Source organism: Streptomyces monticola, from assembly GCF_042665355.1.
GTDB lineage: Bacteria > Actinomycetota > Actinomycetes > Streptomycetales > Streptomycetaceae > Streptomyces > Streptomyces monticola.
Map to the genome: position 1 here is coordinate 80,398 of NZ_JBHTCF010000011.1, position 17,727 is coordinate 98,124.

Annotated in this window: 18 protein-coding genes and 1 riboswitch; of the genes, 10 read left to right on the plus strand and 8 right to left on the minus strand. The window is 71.1% G+C overall.

Features of this window, described 5'->3' with window-relative positions:
• Nucleotides 1-56: 56 nt before the first annotated feature.
• Both ACFQVC_RS24405 and ACFQVC_RS24410 read right to left on the minus strand, forming a co-directional pair.
• Complete coding sequence (locus ACFQVC_RS24405) at nt 57-1,070, minus strand: decaprenyl-phosphate phosphoribosyltransferase (protein ID WP_381834162.1); 1,014 nt, start codon at nt 1,068-1,070, stop codon at nt 57-59.
• Nucleotides 1,063-1,572 (minus strand): phosphatase PAP2 family protein, encoded by a 510-nt coding sequence (locus ACFQVC_RS24410; RefSeq protein ID WP_381834165.1) that lies wholly within the window; start codon nt 1,570-1,572, stop codon nt 1,063-1,065. Before ACFQVC_RS24410 ends, ACFQVC_RS24405 begins: the two co-directional genes overlap by 8 nt.
• A 180-nt stretch (nt 1,573-1,752) precedes the next feature.
• On the opposite strand from ACFQVC_RS24410, the gene ACFQVC_RS24415 reads away from it, so the two are divergent.
• Nucleotides 1,753-3,246 (plus strand): FAD-binding protein, encoded by a 1,494-nt coding sequence (locus ACFQVC_RS24415; RefSeq protein ID WP_381834167.1) that lies wholly within the window; start codon nt 1,753-1,755, stop codon nt 3,244-3,246.
• 11 nt (nt 3,247-3,257) lie between these two features.
• Nucleotides 3,258-4,013 carry a decaprenylphospho-beta-D-erythro-pentofuranosid-2-ulose 2-reductase gene (locus tag ACFQVC_RS24420; protein ID WP_381834170.1) on the plus strand — a complete coding sequence of 252 codons (756 nt, stop codon included), beginning with the start codon at nt 3,258-3,260 and terminating at the stop codon, nt 4,011-4,013.
• Nucleotides 4,014-4,081: 68 nt separating this feature from the next.
• Here ACFQVC_RS24420 and ACFQVC_RS24425 read toward each other — a convergent pair whose 3' ends face one another.
• Entirely contained in the window at nt 4,082-4,663 is a 582-nt protein-coding gene (locus ACFQVC_RS24425; RefSeq protein WP_381834172.1) for a 2'-5' RNA ligase family protein, read from the minus strand.
• A 158-nt stretch (nt 4,664-4,821) separates the two neighbouring features.
• Entirely contained in the window at nt 4,822-5,835 is a 1,014-nt protein-coding gene (gene trpS, locus ACFQVC_RS24430; RefSeq protein ID WP_381834175.1) for a tryptophan--tRNA ligase, read from the minus strand.
• 219 nt (nt 5,836-6,054) lie between these two features.
• Here trpS and ACFQVC_RS24435 point away from each other — a divergent pair, with 219 nt between their 5' ends.
• The 3 genes from ACFQVC_RS24435 to ACFQVC_RS24445 all read left to right on the plus strand — a co-directional run bounded on the left by ACFQVC_RS24435 (nt 6,055) and on the right by ACFQVC_RS24445 (nt 8,794).
• Nucleotides 6,055-6,657, plus strand: coding sequence for an RNA polymerase sigma factor (locus tag ACFQVC_RS24435; protein WP_381834178.1), 603 nt, complete (start codon nt 6,055-6,057; stop codon nt 6,655-6,657).
• A 421-nt stretch (nt 6,658-7,078) separates the two neighbouring features.
• The gene (locus ACFQVC_RS24440) at nt 7,079-7,930 is read left to right on the plus strand and encodes a hypothetical protein (RefSeq protein WP_381834181.1); all 852 of its coding nucleotides are present in this window, start codon (nt 7,079-7,081) and stop codon (nt 7,928-7,930) included.
• 81 nt (nt 7,931-8,011) lie between these two features.
• Nucleotides 8,012-8,794 carry a hypothetical protein gene (locus ACFQVC_RS24445; protein ID WP_381834183.1) on the plus strand — a complete coding sequence of 261 codons (783 nt, stop codon included), beginning with the start codon at nt 8,012-8,014 and terminating at the stop codon, nt 8,792-8,794.
• 60 nt (nt 8,795-8,854) lie between these two features.
• On the opposite strand, the gene ACFQVC_RS24450 is transcribed toward ACFQVC_RS24445, so the two are convergent.
• Nucleotides 8,855-10,318, minus strand: a complete 1,464-nt coding sequence (locus ACFQVC_RS24450; protein WP_381834186.1) for a glycine hydroxymethyltransferase — start codon at nt 10,316-10,318, stop codon at nt 8,855-8,857.
• A gap of 32 nt (nt 10,319-10,350) precedes the next feature.
• A riboswitch (ZMP/ZTP riboswitch) is annotated at nt 10,351-10,437 on the minus strand.
• 111 nt (nt 10,438-10,548) lie between these two features.
• On the opposite strand from ACFQVC_RS24450, the gene rocD reads away from it, so the two are divergent.
• Nucleotides 10,549-11,754 (plus strand): ornithine--oxo-acid transaminase, encoded by a 1,206-nt coding sequence (rocD, locus tag ACFQVC_RS24455; protein ID WP_381834189.1) that lies wholly within the window; start codon nt 10,549-10,551, stop codon nt 11,752-11,754.
• Between the two features lie 21 nt (nt 11,755-11,775).
• Here the strand turns inward: rocD and ACFQVC_RS24460 are convergent, their stop codons facing one another.
• Both ACFQVC_RS24460 and ACFQVC_RS24465 read right to left on the minus strand, forming a co-directional pair.
• Nucleotides 11,776-12,963, minus strand: a complete 1,188-nt coding sequence (locus tag ACFQVC_RS24460) for a glutathionylspermidine synthase family protein (RefSeq protein ID WP_381834191.1) — start codon at nt 12,961-12,963, stop codon at nt 11,776-11,778.
• A gap of 17 nt (nt 12,964-12,980) precedes the next feature.
• Nucleotides 12,981-13,208 (minus strand): hypothetical protein, encoded by a 228-nt coding sequence (locus tag ACFQVC_RS24465; protein WP_381834736.1) that lies wholly within the window; start codon nt 13,206-13,208, stop codon nt 12,981-12,983.
• A gap of 320 nt (nt 13,209-13,528) precedes the next feature.
• On the opposite strand from ACFQVC_RS24465, the gene ACFQVC_RS24470 reads away from it, so the two are divergent.
• Nucleotides 13,529-14,377 (plus strand): DMT family protein, encoded by an 849-nt coding sequence (locus tag ACFQVC_RS24470; RefSeq protein ID WP_381834738.1) that lies wholly within the window; start codon nt 13,529-13,531, stop codon nt 14,375-14,377.
• A gap of 47 nt (nt 14,378-14,424) precedes the next feature.
• Here the strand turns inward: ACFQVC_RS24470 and pdxR are convergent, their stop codons facing one another.
• A complete protein-coding gene (gene pdxR / locus ACFQVC_RS24475; protein ID WP_381834194.1) occupies nt 14,425-15,849 on the minus strand; it encodes a MocR-like pyridoxine biosynthesis transcription factor PdxR in 1,425 nt (474 codons plus the stop codon).
• A 134-nt stretch (nt 15,850-15,983) separates the two neighbouring features.
• Between pdxR and ACFQVC_RS24480 the strand changes: the two genes are divergently transcribed.
• Genes ACFQVC_RS24480 through ACFQVC_RS24490 form a run of 3 tightly spaced genes read left to right on the plus strand, consistent with a single transcriptional unit; the run spans nt 15,984 to nt 17,682 of the window.
• A complete protein-coding gene (locus tag ACFQVC_RS24480) occupies nt 15,984-16,436 on the plus strand; it encodes a carboxymuconolactone decarboxylase family protein (RefSeq protein WP_381834740.1) in 453 nt (150 codons plus the stop codon).
• A 35-nt stretch (nt 16,437-16,471) separates the two neighbouring features.
• Nucleotides 16,472-16,969: a carboxymuconolactone decarboxylase family protein gene (locus ACFQVC_RS24485; protein ID WP_381834197.1), complete on the plus strand. Its 498-nt coding sequence runs from the start codon at nt 16,472-16,474 to the stop codon at nt 16,967-16,969.
• Nucleotides 16,960-17,682 carry an isocitrate lyase/PEP mutase family protein gene (locus tag ACFQVC_RS24490; RefSeq protein ID WP_381834200.1) on the plus strand — a complete coding sequence of 241 codons (723 nt, stop codon included), beginning with the start codon at nt 16,960-16,962 and terminating at the stop codon, nt 17,680-17,682. The genes ACFQVC_RS24485 and ACFQVC_RS24490 overlap by 10 nt, the downstream gene beginning before the upstream one ends.
• Nucleotides 17,683-17,727 lie beyond the last annotated feature (45 nt).

The following is a 17,727-nucleotide window of genomic DNA, read 5'->3' on the forward strand; positions in this document are numbered from 1 at the left end:
GCGAGTGGCGGAGGTGCCGTGGGTGCCGTGGGTGCCATGGGTGCCGCGGGTGGCGCTCACAGGTCGGCGACCGCTAGGCCGTACATCGCGAGCCACACCAGGGCGATCAGCGCGAGGGGCCGGTCCTTGAGTACGACGTCCTCCGGCGCACCCGCGCTGCCCCGGTCGGCGAAGACCGCGTAGCGCAGCACCGTGAGGATGAAGGCCACCATCGACAGCTGCCGCCACGGCAGCAGCGCCGCGTCCGCGACACCCCCGGACTCCATCGCCCACAGGCAGTACGCGAGTACCGCGACGCCGGCCGCGAGCTGCCAGACGAACCGGAGGTAGCCGGTGGTGTATTCCGTGAGCAACGCGCGCGTGGCGCCGTTTTTGCCCTCCATGTGCACGGCTTCCGAGTAGCGCTTGGCCGCCACCATGAACAGCGCGCCGAAGCCGGTGGTGATCAGGAACCAGCGGGACAGCGGGATCCCGAGCGCCACGCCGCCGATCATCGCCCGCATCAGGAAGCCGGTGGTGACCACGACGAGGTCGACGACGAGGACGTGCTTGAGGCTGATGCAGTACGCGAGTTGCATGCCGACGTACCCGGTCAGGAGGGCCGAGGTCATCGGGGTGCACAGGAACGCCGCGGCGGTCGGGGCGAGGACCGCGAGAAGGCCTCCGGCGGCGTAGGCGACGGGCACCGGGACCTGTCCTGCGGCGACCGGGCGGTGACACTTCTGCGGATGGGCGCGGTCGGCCTCGGCGTCCCGGGCGTCGTTGATCAGGTAGACCGCGGCCGCGGCGGCCGTGAACAGCGCGAACACCACGGCCAGTTGGGCGAAGGTGTCACGCGCGAAGAGCTCCCCCGCGGCCGCCGGAGCGGCCACCACCAGGACGTTCTTGACCCACTGCCGGGGCCGCGCGGTCTTGAGCAGACCGAGCGGCAGGCTGATCGGGCCCGGGCCCTTGCCCCCGGTGGCGGAACGGGCCTTTCCCTGCCTCTGTTCCTGCCCCTGCCCCTGGTCCTGTCCCTGCCCCTGGTCCTTTCCCTGTCCCTGGTCCAGAAGTGCGGTGCGCTCAGCCATGGTTGCCTCCGTTGATCGCCCAGGGGGTGCCCAGACGGGCGGTGAGCGCGCCGAGTGCGGCGCCGGCCGCGACATCGCTCGGGTAGTGCACGCCCACAACCAGGCGCGATACACACATCGCAGCCGCGAGCGGCGGTACGAGACGGGCTCCGGCCGGGCGCAGGGCGCCGTAGACGACGGCGGCAGCCGCGGCCGACGTGGCGTGTGAGCTGGGGAAGGAGTGCCGGCCCGCGGTGCGCACCAGGGGCTCGGCGTCCGGGCGCGGGCGACGCACCACGCGCTTGACGCCCATGCTGGCCAGATGGGCCGCCGCGGTCAGGGCGGTGGCGCGCAGCCAGGCGCCGCGCCGCTCACGGTCGAGCATGGCCCCGGTGAGCCCGGCGGCGAGCCACAGGGCGCCGTGTTCGCCGCTGAAGGACAAGGCGCGGGCGGCGGCCGCCACGCGCCGGTCGCCGCCGCAGTCCCGCATCGCCGCCAGCAGTCTGCGGTCCATGTCGTGCATGTGGTCTCCCATGCCTGTGACCGGTTTTTCCCTTATGCCGCAAATAACTCTTCTGGCAAATAAGGCAAGAACTACGGCAATATTGGGCGACACTCCCTCAATCACCCATTCTGGTGAGGGGATTCATCGCGCTTTCCGGGGTCCCCGAATACGGCCATATGGGGAGATACCGTCGCCGACATGGCTGTCGACTCCGCTTCCGGTCCTGTTTCCGGCTCCAGTTCCGGTCCTGCGGCCGGCCCCGCTGCCGGTCCTGATTCCGCCCCTGCTGCCACCGCCGCCCCGGGCGCTGGTTCCGCCCCGGATTCCGGTGCGGCCCCGGATTCCGGTGCGGCCCTGGCCTTCGTCACCGGCTGGGGCGGCACCGCGCCGACCACGGCCCGTCTGGTTCGCCCTCGTTCGTATGAGGAGGCGGCCGCGGCCGTCCGTGACTGCGGGGCGCGCGGCGGCATCGCCCGCGGGCTGGGGCGTGCCTATGGGGATGCGGCGCAGAACGCGGGTGGTGCTGTCTGGGACATGACCGGGCTGGACCGGATCCGCAGTATCGATGTGGTCGCGGGCACGGTGGTCTGTGATGCGGGTGTGAGTCTGCACCGGCTCATGGAAGTGCTGCTTCCGCTGGGCTGGTTCGTGCCGGTGACCCCCGGCACCCGCTATGTGACGGTCGGCGGCGCGATCGGCGCGGACATCCACGGCAAGAACCACCACGTCTCGGGGGCGTTCTCCCGGCATGTGGCCTCCCTGGAGCTGCTGACCGCGGACGGGGCGGTGCGCACGGTGGCCCGCGGCACTCCGCTGTTCGACGCGACCGCGGGCGGTATGGGCCTGACCGGAGTGATCCTGTCCGCGACCGTTGAACTGCTGCCCGTGGAGACCTCGTTGATGACGGTCGACACCGAACGCGCCACCGACCTGGACGACTTGATGGCCCGCCTGACCGCCACCGATCACCACTACCGCTACTCGGTCGCCTGGATCGATCTGCTCGCCCGCGGCCGCGCCATGGGCCGCTCGGTCCTCACCCGCGGCGACCACGCACCCCTGGACGCCCTGCCCGCACGCGCGCGCAGGACCCCGCTGCGGTTCCGGCCCGGCCAACTGCCGCCCGCGCCCGCCTTCGTCCCCGAAGGCCTGCTCGGCCGCCACTCGGTCGGCCTGTTCAACGAACTCTGGTACCGCAAGGCACCCCGCGCGCGTGCCGGGGAACTGCAGAAGATCTCCACCTTCTTCCACCCCCTGGACGGCGTACCGCACTGGAACCGCATCTACGGCCGCAGCGGCTTCGTGCAATACCAATTCGCCCTCGGCTACGGCCAAGAAGAGGCCCTGCGCCGCATCGTGCGCCGTATCTCCACACGGCGCTGCCCCTCCTTCCTCGCCGTACTCAAACGCTTCGGCCCCGGCGACTCCGGCTGGCTCTCCTTCCCGGTGCCGGGCTGGACCCTCGCCCTGGACATCCCCGCGAACCTGCCGGGCCTTGGCCCCTTTCTCGACGAACTCGACGAAGAAGTAGCCGCGGCCGACGGCCGGATCTACCTCGCCAAAGACTCCCGGCTACGGCCCGAACTGCTCGCCGCCATGTATCCCCGCCTCGATGAATTCCGCGCCCTGCGCGCCGAGTTGGACCCCCACACCGTGTTCACCTCGGACCTCGCCCGCCGCCTGAACCTCTAGGAGACAGCACCATGAAGGACGCCTTCGGCACCCCGCAGTCCCTGCTCGTCCTCGGCGGCAGCTCCGAGATCGGCCTCGCCACCGCCCGCCGCCTCGTCGCCCGCCGCACCCGCACCGTCTGGCTCGCGGGCCGCCCCTCACCGGCCCTCGAAGCGGCCGCCGCGCAGCTGCGCGACATGGGCGCCGACGCCCGCACCGTCGCCTTCGACGCCCTCGACTCCGCCACCCACGAGATGGCCCTGGGCAAGGTCTTCGCCGAAGGCGACATCGACATGGTCCTGCTCGCCTTCGGCATCCTCGGCGACCAGCAACACGACGAGGACCAGCCACTGGCCGCGGTACGGGTCGCGCAGACCAACTACACCGGCGCGGTCTCCGCCGGCCTGGTATGCGCCAACGCCCTGAAAAACCAGGGCCACGGCTCCCTCGTCGTCCTGTCCTCCGTCGCCGGCGAACGCGCCCGACGCGCCAACTACATCTACGGCTCCAGCAAAGCCGGCCTCGACGCCTTCGCCCAGGGCCTCGGCGACGCCCTGCACACCACCGGCGTCCATGTGATGGTGGTCCGCCCCGGCTTCGTCCGCTCCAAAATGACCGCCGGAATGACCGAGGCCCCCCTCGCCACCACCCCCGACGCGGTCGCCGCGGCCATCGAGACGGGCCTGCGGCGCCGCTCGGAGACCGTGTGGGTACCGGGCGCCCTGCGCATCGTCATGTCCGCCCTACGGCATGTGCCGCGGCCGGTGTTCCGCAAACTGCCGGTATAAGTGCGCCGGTATAAGTCGCCGCTATAGGTCGGGGGTTGCCCGGGAGTGGGCACGCGCGGAGAGGGGGCTCAGCGCGTGGGCAGCGTGCCCCGGGACTCCTGCGCCCCGGCCTGCGGCGGCACGGTCGTCGAACCGAAGGCGAACTCGCGCAGCTTGCGCCAGATGCCGTCCGCGCCCTGCTCATAGAGCGCGAATCCGGTGCAGGACCACTCGGCGGCGTACTCCCGCAGCTCTTCGTACGCCCGGTCCATCGCCGCGTCGGAGATGCCGTGCGCCACCGTGACATGCGGGTGGTACGGGAACTGCAGCTCCCGCGCGACGGGGCCGGAGGCGTCCCGCACCTGCTTCTGCAGCCACGTACAGGCCTCGGCGCCCTCGGCCACCCGCACGAACACGACGGGCGACAGCGGACGGAACGTACCGGTGCCGGAGAGGCGCATGGGGAACGGGCGGCCCGCGGCCGCGACCTCCGCCAGATGCGCCTCGATCGCGGGCAGCAGGGCCGAGTCGACCTCGGTCGGCGGCAGCAGCGTGACGTGCGTGGGAATTCCGTGCGCCGCGGTGTCGCCGAAGCCCGCGCGCCGCTCCTGGAGCAGGCTGCCGTGAGGCTCCGGGACCGCGATCGAAACGCCGAGCGTTACGGTCCCCACGTCGTTCTCCTCCGTCATGTGACCGGCAGGGGCTGCCAGTGTGTCGGGCGCATCGCCCGCCCGGCCAGGGTCCTTCGTCCGTGGCTCGGGCGACCGCTGCTCATCGGCTCGGTCCTCGTCCTGTCCGGCGCCGGCCGATGCGCCGGACAGTGCGCCGGTCAGTGCTTCGCGGGGACGAAGCCGACCTTGTCGTACGCGGCGGCGAGCGTCTCCGCCGCGACGGACCGGGCCTTCTCCGCGCCCTTGGCCAGGATCGAGTCCAGCGTCTCCGGGTCGTCGAGGTACGCCTGCGTACGCTCACGGAACGGAGTCACGAACTCGACCATGACCTCGGCCAGGTCGGTCTTCAGCGCACCGTAGCCCTTGCCGGCGTACTTCTCCTCCAGTTCCGGAATTCCCGTTCCGGTCAGCGTGGAGTAGATCGACAGCAGGTTGCTGACACCCGGTTTGGCCTGCGCGTCGTACCGGATCACCGTGTCGGTGTCGGTGACGGCGCTCTTGACCTTCTTGGCCGTCGCCTTGGGCTCGTCGAGCAGATTGATCAAGCCCTTCGGCGTGGAGGCCGACTTGCTCATCTTGATCGACGGGTCCTGCAGATCGAAGATCTTCGCCGTCTCCTTGAGGATGTACGGCTTCGGGACCGTGAACGTCGCGCCCAGGCGGCTGTTGAAGCGCTCGGCGAGGTCACGGGTGAGCTCGATGTGCTGGCGCTGGTCCTCGCCGACCGGAACCTCGTTGGCCTGGTACAGGAGGATGTCGGCGACCTGCAGGATCGGGTACGTGAACAGGCCGACGGAGGCCCGGTCCGCACCCTGCTTCGCGGACTTGTCCTTGAACTGGGTCATGCGGGACGCCTCGCCGAAGCCGGTGAGGCAGTTCATGATCCAGGCGAGCTGGGCGTGCTCGGGTACATGGCTCTGGACGAACAGCGTGCAGCGCTCCGGATCGAGACCGGCGGCGAGCAGCTGGGCGGCCGCGAGCCTGGTGTTGGCGCGCAGCTCGGCGGGGTCCTGCGGAACGGTGATCGCGTGCAGGTCGACGACCATGTAGAAGGCGTCGTGGGTCTCCTGCAGGGCCACCCACTGGCGGACGGCGCCGAGGTAGTTGCCGAGGTGGAACGAGCCGGCGGTCGGCTGGATTCCGGAGAGTACGCGAGGACGGTCAGAGGCCATGTCCCTCATTCTCTCAGGTGCGGCACACAAGTCAGGAACAGGTCAGGAACAGGTCAGTACGGGGCTGGATCGGGAGGGTATCGGGAGGGTGGGCGGACGGGCAGGGCCCGGCCGTGATCCGGGGGAGAGAGCCCGGCCGTGATCCGGGGGGAGAGAGCCCGGCCGTGATCCGGGGGAGAGAAGTGGGAACCCGGCGGCGGCGAGCGGTGTATCAAAGGTGTGAGGACGCGGGAGGGGGACACCGTCGTCGACGATGCCGCGGTGATCGAGCGCGTGCGCTCCGGGGAGGCGGAGGCGTACGCGGAGCTGGTGCGCGCCCACACCCCGGTCGCGCTGCGGGCCGCGGTGGCGCTCGGCGCGGGGGCGGACGCGGAGGACGTGGTGCAGCAGGCCTTCTTCAAGGCGTACCGCACCTTGGAGCGGTTCAGGGACGGTGCGTCGTTCCGGCCCTGGCTGCTGCAGATCGTCGCCAATGAGACGAGGAACACAGTGCGATCGGCCGGCCGCCTGAGAGCGGCCGCCGGCCGTGAGGCCGGCCTGCTCGGTGCCGAGCCGCTGATACCGGAGTCGGCGGACCCGGCGGTCGCAGCCCTGGCGGAGGAGCGGCGCGCGGCCCTGCTGACCGCCCTCGCCCGGCTGAGCGAGGACCACCGCCTGGTCGTCACGTACCGCTATCTCCTGGAGATGGGCGAGGCGGAGACGGCCGAGGCCCTCGGCTGGCCGCGCGGCACGGTGAAGTCCCGCCTCAACCGCGCACTGAAGAAGCTCGGACGCCTGCTGCCCGGGCCCGGAGAGGAGGAGGGAGGTGGACGACATGAGTGACGACCGGGAGGAAGAGGAACGGAGCGAGCCGGGCGGGGGCGGCCCCGGCAGCGGGGACGACTCCGGTGACGGCCGGGGCCCTGGTGGTGGAGGCGAGCGCGGCTCCGGCTGCCGGGGGCGCGGCTCCGATGGCTGGGGACGCGGCTCCGATGGCCGGGGCGGCGCAGGCGGTGCGGCCGGCGGAGAGTCGGACGAAGGCGCTCGGGTGAGCAAGGACTCTTGGTCCAGCGGGGACGCCCGGTCCGGCGGAGACGCTCGGGCCAGTGAGGACGCTCGGGCCAACGAGCACGCTCGGGCCGGCGGAGATGCTCGGTCCAGCGAGCACACTCGGTCCAGTGAGGACGGTCGCGCGCGCGACGATGCGCGGCCCGGAGCAGGCGAACGGCCGTGCGGGGACGCGCACTTGGGCGAGGACACGCAGGTGACCGAAGACACGCAGGTGACCGATGACGCACGGCTGGCCGAGGAGCTGCGGGAACTGGGCCGGAGCCTGCGGATGCCGGACGTGGACGGCGAGACGATGGCCGAGCGGGTCATCGGGCAGCTGCTCGCCGAGGCCACGGCGCCCCCCGCCCCCGCTCCTCCCCGTCGGCGCGAGCGGCTGCGCCTCTGGGTGCGGCGGCACTGGCGGAGGCTGGTCGCCGCCGCCTGCGGGACGCTGACGGTCCTGGCACTCACTCCCCCGGTACGCGCCGCGGTGATCGACTTCTTCGGCTTCGGCGGCGTCGAGGTGCGCTACGACCCGCAGGCCCCTGCGCCACCCCGCAGCCCCGTGCCCGGCTGCGGTACGCCAGTGGGGCTTGCGGACGCGGCCCGCCGGGCCGGTTTCACCCCGGTCTTCCCGGCTCGGCTCGGCTCCCCCGACAGCATCTCGGTCACGACGGGCCCGGCCGGCCGTTCCGTGATCAGCCTGTGCTGGCGCGAGCGCGGCGGGGTGATACGCATGGACGAGTTCCCGGCCCGCCTGGACCCCGCCTTCGGCAAGACGGTCCGCGTCTACCCCGAGTACCTCACGCTCGACGGCGGCGCCGAAGGCACTGCCCTGTGGTTCGCCGAACCGCACCGGCTGACGTTCTGGATGACCGACGACAGCGGCGAGCGCTGGCAGCGGGCGGAACGCCCGGCGGGCCCGACCCTGCTGTGGTCACCGCGCCCCGAGCTGACGGCACGCCTCGAGGGCGAGGCCTCACGCGAGCGAGCGGTCGGCATCGCCAGGTCCACCCGCACCGCACCGGCCACGGATTCCGGGCAATCCAGAGATTCTTCGGGCTAGTTGGGAACCCGGGCGGGCCGAGCGGTGTACCAGGAGTGAATCGGTACGGAGGAGCCGTACCGCCGACGACTGGGGGAACGGATGCGCACGGAAAGAAAAGTCGCCGCACTCCTCGGAGCATCAGCGGCACTGCTCGCCCTGTCCCTGCCCGGCGCCCCGGCCGCCGTGGCCGGCGGATCCACCAGCGTGCTGATCGCCTCACCGACAAGCCGGCAGGCAGCAGCCCTGTACAGCACCGACGACCGCTATACCGAACTGGAGGATTTGCTGCGCGGCTTGACCGAGGGGAGCAACCGGGAGCCCCCGGGCCTGGAGCGGGCCATGGAGAGCTCCCACATGATCAATGTGACCTGGCTGGCTCATGACACGGTTCCCTGGCGCCACAACCAGATCTACACGACCCCGCCGGACGAGAAGGCCGACAAGAAGGCGGACAAGAAGGCGGCCGAAGAGGCCGGCCCGGTCTGGATCCACACCCGGAACAACCCCGAACGCGACACCACAGGCTTCTGGCACAAAGCCGAAGAACCCGAAGAACTGCTCCTGGTGCTGAAGGACCTCGGCGTCATGGGCAGGGCGAAGGCAGGCACGGGCAGCACCAACACCGGCACGGGCACCAACACCGGCACCGGCACCGGCACCGAGGAACAGGACAGCTCACCGACGACGGCCATGGACACGACCACCACCGCGGGCGATGACTTCCCCGCCTGGTGGTGGGCGATAGGCGGTCTCGGCGGCGGAGTCGCCCTGACCCTCGGCCTCGCCCCGGCCTTCCGCCAACTCCCGCACATACCCGCGAGGTTGCGCTCCCGGGCGGAGACAAAGGAGCCGGGCCCGCGTCAGGAACTGATCGACTCCTGACACGGGGCCACGGCCATCGGTATCGGTTACCGGTTACCGGTTACCGGGTATCGGGGACGCTCAGGTGAGGTCGATGCCCGGGTAGAGCGGGAAGCCGCTGAGCAGGTCGTTCGCCCGCTGAGCGACCTCGTCCGCGGTCTTGTCGTCCAGGACGTGCTGGGCCTTGGAAGGAGTGCCCTTGCTGGTCGTGCCCGGCTTGGTGGAGGTGAGCACCGTGTCGATGAGACCGGCGATCTCGTCCATCTCCCGCGTCCCGAGACCACGGGTGGTCAGGGCGGGGGTGCCGATGCGAATGCCGGAGGTGTACCAAGCGCCGTTCGGGTCGGCCGGGATGGCGTTGCGGTTGGTGACGACACCCGAGGCAAGGAGCGCGGCCTCGGCCTGACGGCCGGTGAGGCCATAGGAGGAGGCGACATCGATCAGATTGAGGTGGTTGTCGCTGCCGCCGGTGACCAGCGTGGCGCCACGGCGCATCAACCCCTCCGCCAGGGCACGGGAGTTGTCGACGACCTGGTGCGCGTACTCACGGAAGGAGGGACGGCCGGCCTCGGCGAGCGCCACCGCCTTGGCCGCCATGACATGGGGAAGGGGGCCGCCGAGCACCATCGGGCAGCCACGGTCGACCTGGTCCTTGAGGGAGTCGTCACACAGGACCATGCCGCCGCGAGGTCCGCGCAGCGACTTATGGGTGGTGGTGGTCACGATCTGGGCGTGCGGCACCGGGTCGAAGTCGCCGGTCAGCACCTTGCCCGCGACCAGACCCGCGAAGTGCGCCATATCGACCATCAAGGTCGCGCCCACCTCATCGGCGATCTCCCGCATCAGCCGGAAGTTCACCAGCCGCGGATAGGCGGAGTAACCGGCCACGATCACCAGAGGCTTGAACTCACGGGCGGTGGCGCGCAGGGCGTCATAGTCGAGCAGGCCGGTGGCCGGGTCGGTGCCATAGCTGCGCTGGTCGAACATCTTGCCCGAGATATTGGGCCGGAAGCCGTGGGTGAGGTGGCCGCCCGCGTCCAGGGACATACCGAGCATGCGCTGATTGCCCAGGTCGCGCCGGAGCTGGGCCCAGTCGGCCTCGGACAGGTCGTTGACCTGGCGGGCACCGGCCTTCTCCAGGGCGGGGGCCTCCACACGCTGGGCGAGGACGGCCCAGAAGGCGACCAGATTGGCGTCGATACCGGAGTGCGGCTGGGCGTAGGCGTGCCGGGCACCGAAGAGTTCGCGGGCGTGCTCGGCGGCGAGTGCCTCGACCGTGTCGACATTGCGGCAGCCGGCATAGAAGCGGCGGCCGATGGTGCCCTCGGCGTACTTGTCGCTGAACCAGTTGCCCATGGCGAGGAGGGTCGCCGGGGAGGCGTAGTTCTCGCTGGCGATCAGCTTGAGCATCTCGCGCTGGTCGGCGAGCTCCTGGCCGATCGCGTCCGCGACCCGGGGCTCGACCTCACGGATCACATCAAGAGCACTACGAAAGGCGGTGGAAGCGGTGGCGGCAGTGGAAGCGGTGGACGAAGACTCTGGCATGGGGACCTCCGGACGAGTTCACGTGTCGTTCTCGGTACGGCCCAGGCGCACGGCACACAGTTCACGAGCCGCTCCCCGATGGTTGACCCCATCTCAGCGCGCCAGTCACGGCCCGCTGCTCACCTTACCGGCGTGTGTGACGGGCGAGGTTTCTCCGTCCGGCATGCGAGCGACGATAGGCATGGGGGGTGACACCCCGCCGCCCATGCTTCACGACGAACGGAGATCCCGTGTCCCGTACAGAAGAGGCCATCACCTCCGCGGACGCCCACAGCGCGCACAACTACCACCCGCTGCCCGTGGTGGTCGCCACCGCTGAGGGCGCCTGGATGACCGATGTCGAGGGCCGCCGCTATCTCGACATGCTCGCCGGATACTCGGCGCTCAACTTCGGGCACGGCAACCGCCGCCTGATCGACGCCGCGAAAGCCCAGCTGGAGCGGGTGACGCTGACCTCACGGGCCTTCCACCACGACCGCTTCGCCGACTTCTGCACCCAGCTCGCCGAGCTGTGCGGCAAGGAGATGGTGCTGCCGATGAACACCGGGGCGGAGGCGGTGGAGACCGCCGTGAAGACCGCCAGGAAGTGGGGTTACCGCGTCAAGGGCGTCCCCGACGGCCTGGCGAAGATCGTGGTCGCGGCGGACAACTTCCACGGCCGTACCACCACGATCGTGAGCTTCTCGACGGACCAGGAGGCACGGGCCGACTTCGGTCCATACACACCGGGCTTCGAGATCGTTCCGTACGGCGATCTGGAGGCGATGCGGGCCGCGGTCGACGAGCACACCGTGGCGGTGCTCATCGAGCCGATCCAGGGCGAGGCCGGGGTACTCGTGCCGCCGCCGGGCTATCTGGCGGGGGTGCGGGAGCTGACCCGGGAGCGGGGTGTGCTGTTCATCGCGGACGAGATCCAGTCCGGCCTCGGCCGTACCGGAAAGACCTTCGCGTGTGAGCACGAGGGCGTCGTGCCCGATATGTACGTCCTGGGGAAGGCGCTCGGCGGCGGCGTCGTGCCGGTGTCGGCGGTGGTCGCCTCGGCGGATGTGCTCGGGGTCTACCGACCGGGTGAGCACGGTTCGACATTCGGCGGCAACCCCCTGGCCTGTGCGGTCGCGCTCGAGGTCATCGCGATGCTGAAGACCGGTGAATACCAGCAGCGGGCCACGGAGTTGGGTGAGCATCTGCACCATGAGCTCGGCCTCCTCACGGGCGGCGGCAGCGTCCGTGAGGTGCGCGGGCGCGGCCTGTGGGCGGGCGTCGACATCGACCCGTCGTTCGGCTCGGGACGGGAGATCTCCGAGAAGCTGATGGACCGGGGCGTCCTCGTGAAGGACACCCACGGCTCGACCATCCGTATCGCCCCGCCCCTGGTGATCAGCAAGGAGGATCTGGACTGGGGCCTCGACCAGCTCCGGGAAGTCCTCGGGGCGTAGCCGCTCCCCCAGACCCAGGGGTCAGAGGATCACATGCGGGAGGAAGCGGGCGTATTCATCGGTGATGAGGCCCGCCGACTCCCGGATGCCCAGGCCCGCCGCCTCGTCCTCCACCACCCAGGCGCCAAGGACGACACGGTTGCCGTCGAAGTCGGGCAGCGGGGCGAGCTCCTGATAGCAGCAGGGCTCGTCGTCGCGGACGACCGGCTCCGCGCCCGGCTCGTGCACCGTGACGCCGGCGCCCTCGCGGCCGAGCAGGGGCTTGGCGACATAGCCGGTGGTCGCGGCCAGTTCGCGGGGGCCGTCGAGGTAGGCGGGCAGGAGATTCGGGTGGCCCGGGTGCAGTTCCCAGAGGATGGCCAGGAGCGCCTTGTTGGAAAGGAGCATCTTCCAGGCAGGTTCGATCCAGAGGGTGGAGCCGGTGCCGCCGCCGTTGTCGAGGGTCTCCTGGACATGCGGTCCGAAGCGGTCGCTCGCAAGCCACTCCCACGGATAGAGCTTGAAGCAGCTGCGGATGAAGCGGAGTTTCTCGTCGACGAAGCGGCCGGTGAGGCTGTCCCAGCCGATGTCCTCCATGGCGATGGCCTCGGTGTCGAGACCGGCCTGCTCGGCGGTCTCGCGCAGATAGGCGACCGTCATCAGGTCCTCGCCGAGTTCATCGCCCGTGGAGTGCGCGAAGTACAGCGGACTGCCCAGCGGGAGCAGCGCGGCCTGCTTCTTCCAGGCGTCGACCAGACGCTCGTGCAGTGAGTTCCACTGGTCGGCGCCGGGGAAGCGCTCCTCCATCCAGAACCACTGCGGGCTGGCGGCCTCGACGAGGGAGGTGGGGGTGTCGGCGTTGTACTCGAGCATCTTCGCCGGGCCGGTGCCGTCGTAGCGCAGATCGAACCGGCCGTAGACAGAAGGGAGTTCGGCGCGGCGCCGCCAGGACTCGGCGACCAGAGCGGCCAGCCGCGGATCGGTGATGCCGAGATCGGCGAAGCGGTTGTGCTCGACGATATGCGCGGCCGCGGCCAGGCACATGGCGTGCAGTTCCTCGACGACCTCTTCGAGCGCCTCGACCTCGGGAAGGGAGAAGACATAGTGGGCGGACTCGTCCCAGTAGGGGCGCAGGGAGTCGTCCGGGTAGCGGGTGAGGGGGTAGATGAGGCCCTGTTCCTCGACGGTTGCCTGCCAGCCGTCGCGGGGCTCGATGGTGCGGCGTTCCATGACAGTCGGACCGCCGCTCAGCCGCCGCTGGAGGACGAGCAGCCGAAGCCGCCCCGGTCCACGGACGACTTGTTGAAGCTGCCGCCTTCGACCCGGCCGCCCTTGGAGCTGCCCCCGTAGTAGTACGAGCCGCTGCCGCCGCTCCTGCACTCACGGCTGGGCAGGTTCTTCTGTGTCAGCGGGTCCACGCAGCGCTTGTCGGGCTCGGAGCCACAGGCGCTGAGGGCCGCGGCGAGCACACCCATGCCGCCGAGGATCACGGTGCTGGAGCGCAGCCGCCGTGCTGTGCGCCCCGACGCTTGCGCCGACGCCGGGCTGGCGGCGGCGGGTCCGGCTGTCGCTGTGGGCTCGGCTGTCGCCGCGGGCTCGGTCGCGCTGGCTGATTCGGCTGCCGTCGTCGTCATGTTCCGGCCACTCCCCCGTATGTACGTCCGTGTTGTGTCTCTGTGCATCTGTCGATCGGCTGTCGTCGGCGATCGGCGTTCAGCGTAGAGAAGGACACCCGCGAAGGCGCAAGCGGATCCCGCGTACTGACGTGACCTACAGTCAGTTCGTGGTCATTGGGATGATTTGCGCGCTCGGTTCCGCGGTCTGCTTCGGTACGGCCTCCGTCCTGCAGGCGGCGGCCACCCGCGCCATCGCGCCCGGCACCGGGTCCGGAGTCGACCCCGGGCTGCTTCTTCGCGCCCTGCGGCAGTGGCGATATCTGGTCGGTCTGGCGCTCGACGGTTGCGGATTCCTGCTGCAGATCGTCGCGTTGAGGTCGATTCCGATCTACGCCGTGGGGGCGGCGCTCGCCGCCAGCCTCGCCGTGACCGCGGTGGTCGCCGCGCGTCTGCTGCACGTACGGCTGAGCCGGGTCGAGTGGAGCGCGGTCGGGGTGGTCGTCGCCGGGCTCGCGATGCTCGGACTCGCCTCCGGCGCCGAGGGCGACAGGGCCGGGTCGACGGCGCTCAAGTACGCCATGCTCGGCACCGCCGTGGCCGTGCTCCTGGCCGGCGCGGTCGGCGGCCGGCTGCCGGACAAGCCGCGGGCGCTGCTGCTCGGGCTCGGGGCGGGCTGTGGTTTCGGTGTGGTCGAGGTCGCCGTCCGGCTCATCGACGACATCGCACCGAAGGCGCTGTTCACCAACCCGGCGGCGTACGCCCTGCTGCTCGGCGGCGGCGCCGCTTTCCTGCTGCTCACCTCGGCACTGCAGCGCGGTTCGGTGACGACGGCGACCGCGGGCCTGGTGCTCGGCGAGACCATCGGCCCGGCCCTGGTCGGTGTCGCCTGGCTCGGCGACCGTACGCGCGAGGGCCTGGAGTGGCTGGCGATCGTGGGGTTCGCGGTGGCGGTCGCGGGGGCGTTGGCGCTCGCGCGGTTCGGGGAGGCGCCGGTCACCGAGGACCTGGAGCACGCGACCACCCCCTAGCCGAGGGACTCAGCAGCTGAGGGCCCGGCAGCCGAGGGCCCCGGCGGCTAAGGGCTCAGCGCCCCGCACAGTGCGTCGAGCGCCCCCGCCCAGGCGTGGTCCGGCGGTGTCCCGTACCCCACCACCAGGGCGTCGGACCTGCGGGTGACCGCGTCCGGGTGGCGGAAGCCGCTGAGTCCCGCCACGGACAGGCCGTGCCAGGCGGCGGCGCGGATCGCGGACTGCTCGGTGCCGTCGGGGAGTTCGACCACGGCGTGCAGCCCGGCGGCGATCCCGCTGACCGTCACCCCGGGCGCGCGCTCGGCCAGGGCGGCCACCAGCTGGTCGCGGCGGCGCCGGTAGCGGAGCCGGGCGGCGCGCACATGGCGGTCGTACGCCCCCGAGTTGAGGAACTCGGCGAGCGTCAGCTGGTCCGTCACCCCGCACGCCCAGTCCGACTCCCCCTTGGCCTCGGCCACTTGGGCCGCGAGCCAGGAGGGCAGCACCATCCAGCCGAGCCGGAGCCCCGGTGCGAGGGACTTGCTGGCGGTGCCCAGGTAGACGACGCGGTCGGGGTCGAGGCCCTGCAGGGCGCCGACGGTCTGGCGGTCGTAGCGGAACTCGCCGTCGTAGTCGTCCTCGATGATCAGGCCGTCGCCCGCCCGCGCCCAGGCGACGGCCGCCGCCCGCCGTCCGGGGGACAGCGGCACGCCGGTGGGGAACTGATGGGCGGGCGTGAGCAGCACGGCGCCCACCCGTTTCGCCGCCAGCTCCCCGGTGTCGGCGCCGAGTTCGTCGACCGGCAGGGCCGAAAGGCGCAGGCCCGCCTCGGTGAGACGGGGCCACTGCACATGCAGCCCGTACGACTCCACGGCGATCTCCCGTACGCGCCGGGCGCGCAGCACCTTCGCGAGCAGCATGAGCCCGTGCACGACGCCGGAGCAGATGACGATGCGGTCCGGTTCCGCGTAGACGCCGCGGGCCCGTGCCAGATAGCCGGCGAGCGCGGTGCGCAGTTCGACGCGGCCCTGCGGGTCGCCGTATCCGAAGGCCTCGTTGGGCGCGTCGGCCAGGGCGCGGCGGGCGGCCTTGAGCCACTCGGCGCGCGGGAAGGAGCCGAGGTCGGGGCTGCCGGGTCTCAGGCTGTACGCGGCCGGTCCGGGCCGGCGGCGGGGTGTGGGGGCGGCCACCGGGCTCGGCACGGCGCGTTCGGCGACCCGGGTCCCCGAGCCCTGCCGGGCGGTGAGCCAGCCCTCGGCGACCAGATCGGCGTAGGCGTCGGCGACGGTGTTGCGGGCGATGCCGAGGTCCACGGCGAGGGTGCGCGAGGAGGGCAGGCGGGTGCCCGGGGTGAGGCGGCCGCTGCGGACCGCTTCGCGCAGCGCGTCGGTGAGGCCCTTGCGTACGCCCGATGTGCCGCCGACCTCCACATGCAGGTCGACGCCGCTGCCCGTGGGATCGCCGGCCGGCAAAGTGGCCCAAGTTCTCGCCATGCCAATGGACCATACATCTGGGTTACTTCGCTCGTAGGGTCGAGACCATGACGAACAACGACAACACCTCCGGCAACGCCACGGACAGCGCCGCCACCGTCAGCAGGACATACGCGCCCGAGCAGGCCCCGCGCATGGAGTGGGCCAAGCACGCACCCGAGGTCTACAAGGCGATGCTCCAGCTGGAGAAGGCCGCCAAGAAGGGCGTCGACCCGGTCGTCTACGAGCTGGTCAAGATCCGCGCCTCGCAGCTCAACCACTGCGCGTTCTGCCTCGACATGCACACCAAGGACGCGCTCGCGGCCGGCGAGTCCGTCGAGCGGATCGTGCAGCTCAGCGCGTGGGAGGAGTCGCGGCACTTCTACACGGAGCGGGAACTCGCGGCGATCGAGCTGACCGAGGCGGTCACGGTCCTCACGGATGGCTTCGTCCCGGACGCGGTGTACGAGAAGGCCGCCGCGCACTTCGACGAGGCGGAACTCGCCCAGCTGATCGCGTCGATCACCACGATCAACGCCTGGAACCGGTTCGGCGTGACGACCCGTATGACCCCGGGCCACTACAAGCCGACCGGTCACCAGCACTGAGGATCCGCCCATGACCAAGCACTGAGGATCCACCCATGACCACGACCCGCACCACCCGAATCACCCGTACCACCAGGCTCTCCGCCGAGGTGCGCGACGCGATGCGCGCGGTCGGCGCCGCCGCCAGGAAGGGCCTCGGTGACCCGGCGCTCGCCGAACTCGTCATGATCCGCGCCTCGCAGCTCAACCGCTGCGCGTTCTGCCTCGACATGCACCTGGAACTGGCGCGCAAGAACGGCGAGACGGAGGCCCGCCTCGACCAGCTGCCCGCCTGGGAGGAGGCGCCGGACCGCTTCACCGGACGGGAGCGGGCGGCGCTCGCGCTCACCGAGGCGGTCACGGTCCTGACCGGGGGCACCTCCCGGACGGAGTCCGGGGGAGGCTTCGTCCCGGACGCGGTGTACGAGGAGGCGGCGCGGCACTTCACCGAGCCCGAACTCGCCCATCTCATCGGCGTGATCACCACTGTCAACGGCTGGAACCGGATCATGGTCAGCCGCCGTATCGAGCCAGGAGGCCCAGCGTGGACGTGACGACTTTCCGGGCGCTGCACCAGAACCGCGCCCCCGGTGACCCGCTGGTCCTTCCCGGCCCCTGGGACGCGGCCAGCGCCCGGGTGTTCGCGGAGGCCGGCTTCGCGGCCCTCGCGACGCCGAGCGCGGGGGTCTCGGCGTCGCTCGGGTACGCGGACGGCGAGGCTCCCGCGGACGAGATGTTCGCCGCGGTCACGCGTATCGTCCGCGCGGTGACGGAGTTCGGAGTCCCCGTCTCCGCGGACCTGGAGGGCGGCTACGGCCTCTCCCCCAAGGACCTGGTGGCCCGTGTCCAGGACACCGGCGCGGTCGGCGTGAACCTGGAGGACTCCACCGCCGACGGCCTCAAGGACCCGCACCGGCACGCGGACTGGCTGGCGGAGGTGCGGGCGGCGGCGGGCCCCGCGCTGTTCGTGAACGCGCGGGTCGACACGTACGTACGAGGCATGAAGGACCCGGACGAAACGATCGGGCGAGCCCGTCTCTACGTCGAGGCCGGCGCCGACGGCATCTACCCGATCATGGCCCCGCCGGAGCACCTCCCCACCCTGGCCGCAGCCATCCCGTCCCCCCTCAACGCACTCGCCCTCCCCGGCTCCCCGCCACCACGGGAACTGGGCGAACTCGGCGCGACGCGGGTCACGTTCGGGCCGGGACTCCAGCGGCGGGCGATGGCGGCGGTACGGGACATCGCCCGGGACCTCCTGACGTAGCAATCCGGTCCGGATCAGGTAGCGGCTCCGTGTCGATTCCCGTCC

Bases quoted from the DNA above. Each gene is read 5' to 3' on its own strand.
- trpS (WP_381834175.1), bottom strand. From the start codon at position 5,835: ATGGCCTCTGACCGTCCTCGCGTACTCTCCGGAATCCAGCCGACCGCC.
- ACFQVC_RS24485 (WP_381834197.1), top strand. From the start codon at position 16,472: ATGACCACGACCCGCACCACCCGAATCACCCGTACCACCAGGCTCTCC.
- ACFQVC_RS24470 (WP_381834738.1), top strand. From the start codon at position 13,529: ATGATTTGCGCGCTCGGTTCCGCGGTCTGCTTCGGTACGGCCTCCGTC.
- ACFQVC_RS24445 (WP_381834183.1), top strand. From the start codon at position 8,012: ATGCGCACGGAAAGAAAAGTCGCCGCACTCCTCGGAGCATCAGCGGCA.
- ACFQVC_RS24415 (WP_381834167.1), top strand. From the start codon at position 1,753: ATGGCTGTCGACTCCGCTTCCGGTCCTGTTTCCGGCTCCAGTTCCGGT.
- ACFQVC_RS24450 (WP_381834186.1), bottom strand. From the start codon at position 10,318: ATGCCAGAGTCTTCGTCCACCGCTTCCACTGCCGCCACCGCTTCCACC.
- ACFQVC_RS24410 (WP_381834165.1), bottom strand. From the start codon at position 1,572: ATGCACGACATGGACCGCAGACTGCTGGCGGCGATGCGGGACTGCGGC.
- ACFQVC_RS24465 (WP_381834736.1), bottom strand. From the start codon at position 13,208: ATGGGTGTGCTCGCCGCGGCCCTCAGCGCCTGTGGCTCCGAGCCCGAC.
- ACFQVC_RS24420 (WP_381834170.1), top strand. From the start codon at position 3,258: ATGAAGGACGCCTTCGGCACCCCGCAGTCCCTGCTCGTCCTCGGCGGC.
- ACFQVC_RS24460 (WP_381834191.1), bottom strand. From the start codon at position 12,963: ATGGAACGCCGCACCATCGAGCCCCGCGACGGCTGGCAGGCAACCGTC.
- ACFQVC_RS24480 (WP_381834740.1), top strand. From the start codon at position 15,984: ATGGAGTGGGCCAAGCACGCACCCGAGGTCTACAAGGCGATGCTCCAG.
- pdxR (WP_381834194.1), bottom strand. From the start codon at position 15,849: ATGGCGAGAACTTGGGCCACTTTGCCGGCCGGCGATCCCACGGGCAGC.
- ACFQVC_RS24405 (WP_381834162.1), bottom strand. From the start codon at position 1,070: ATGGCTGAGCGCACCGCACTTCTGGACCAGGGACAGGGAAAGGACCAG.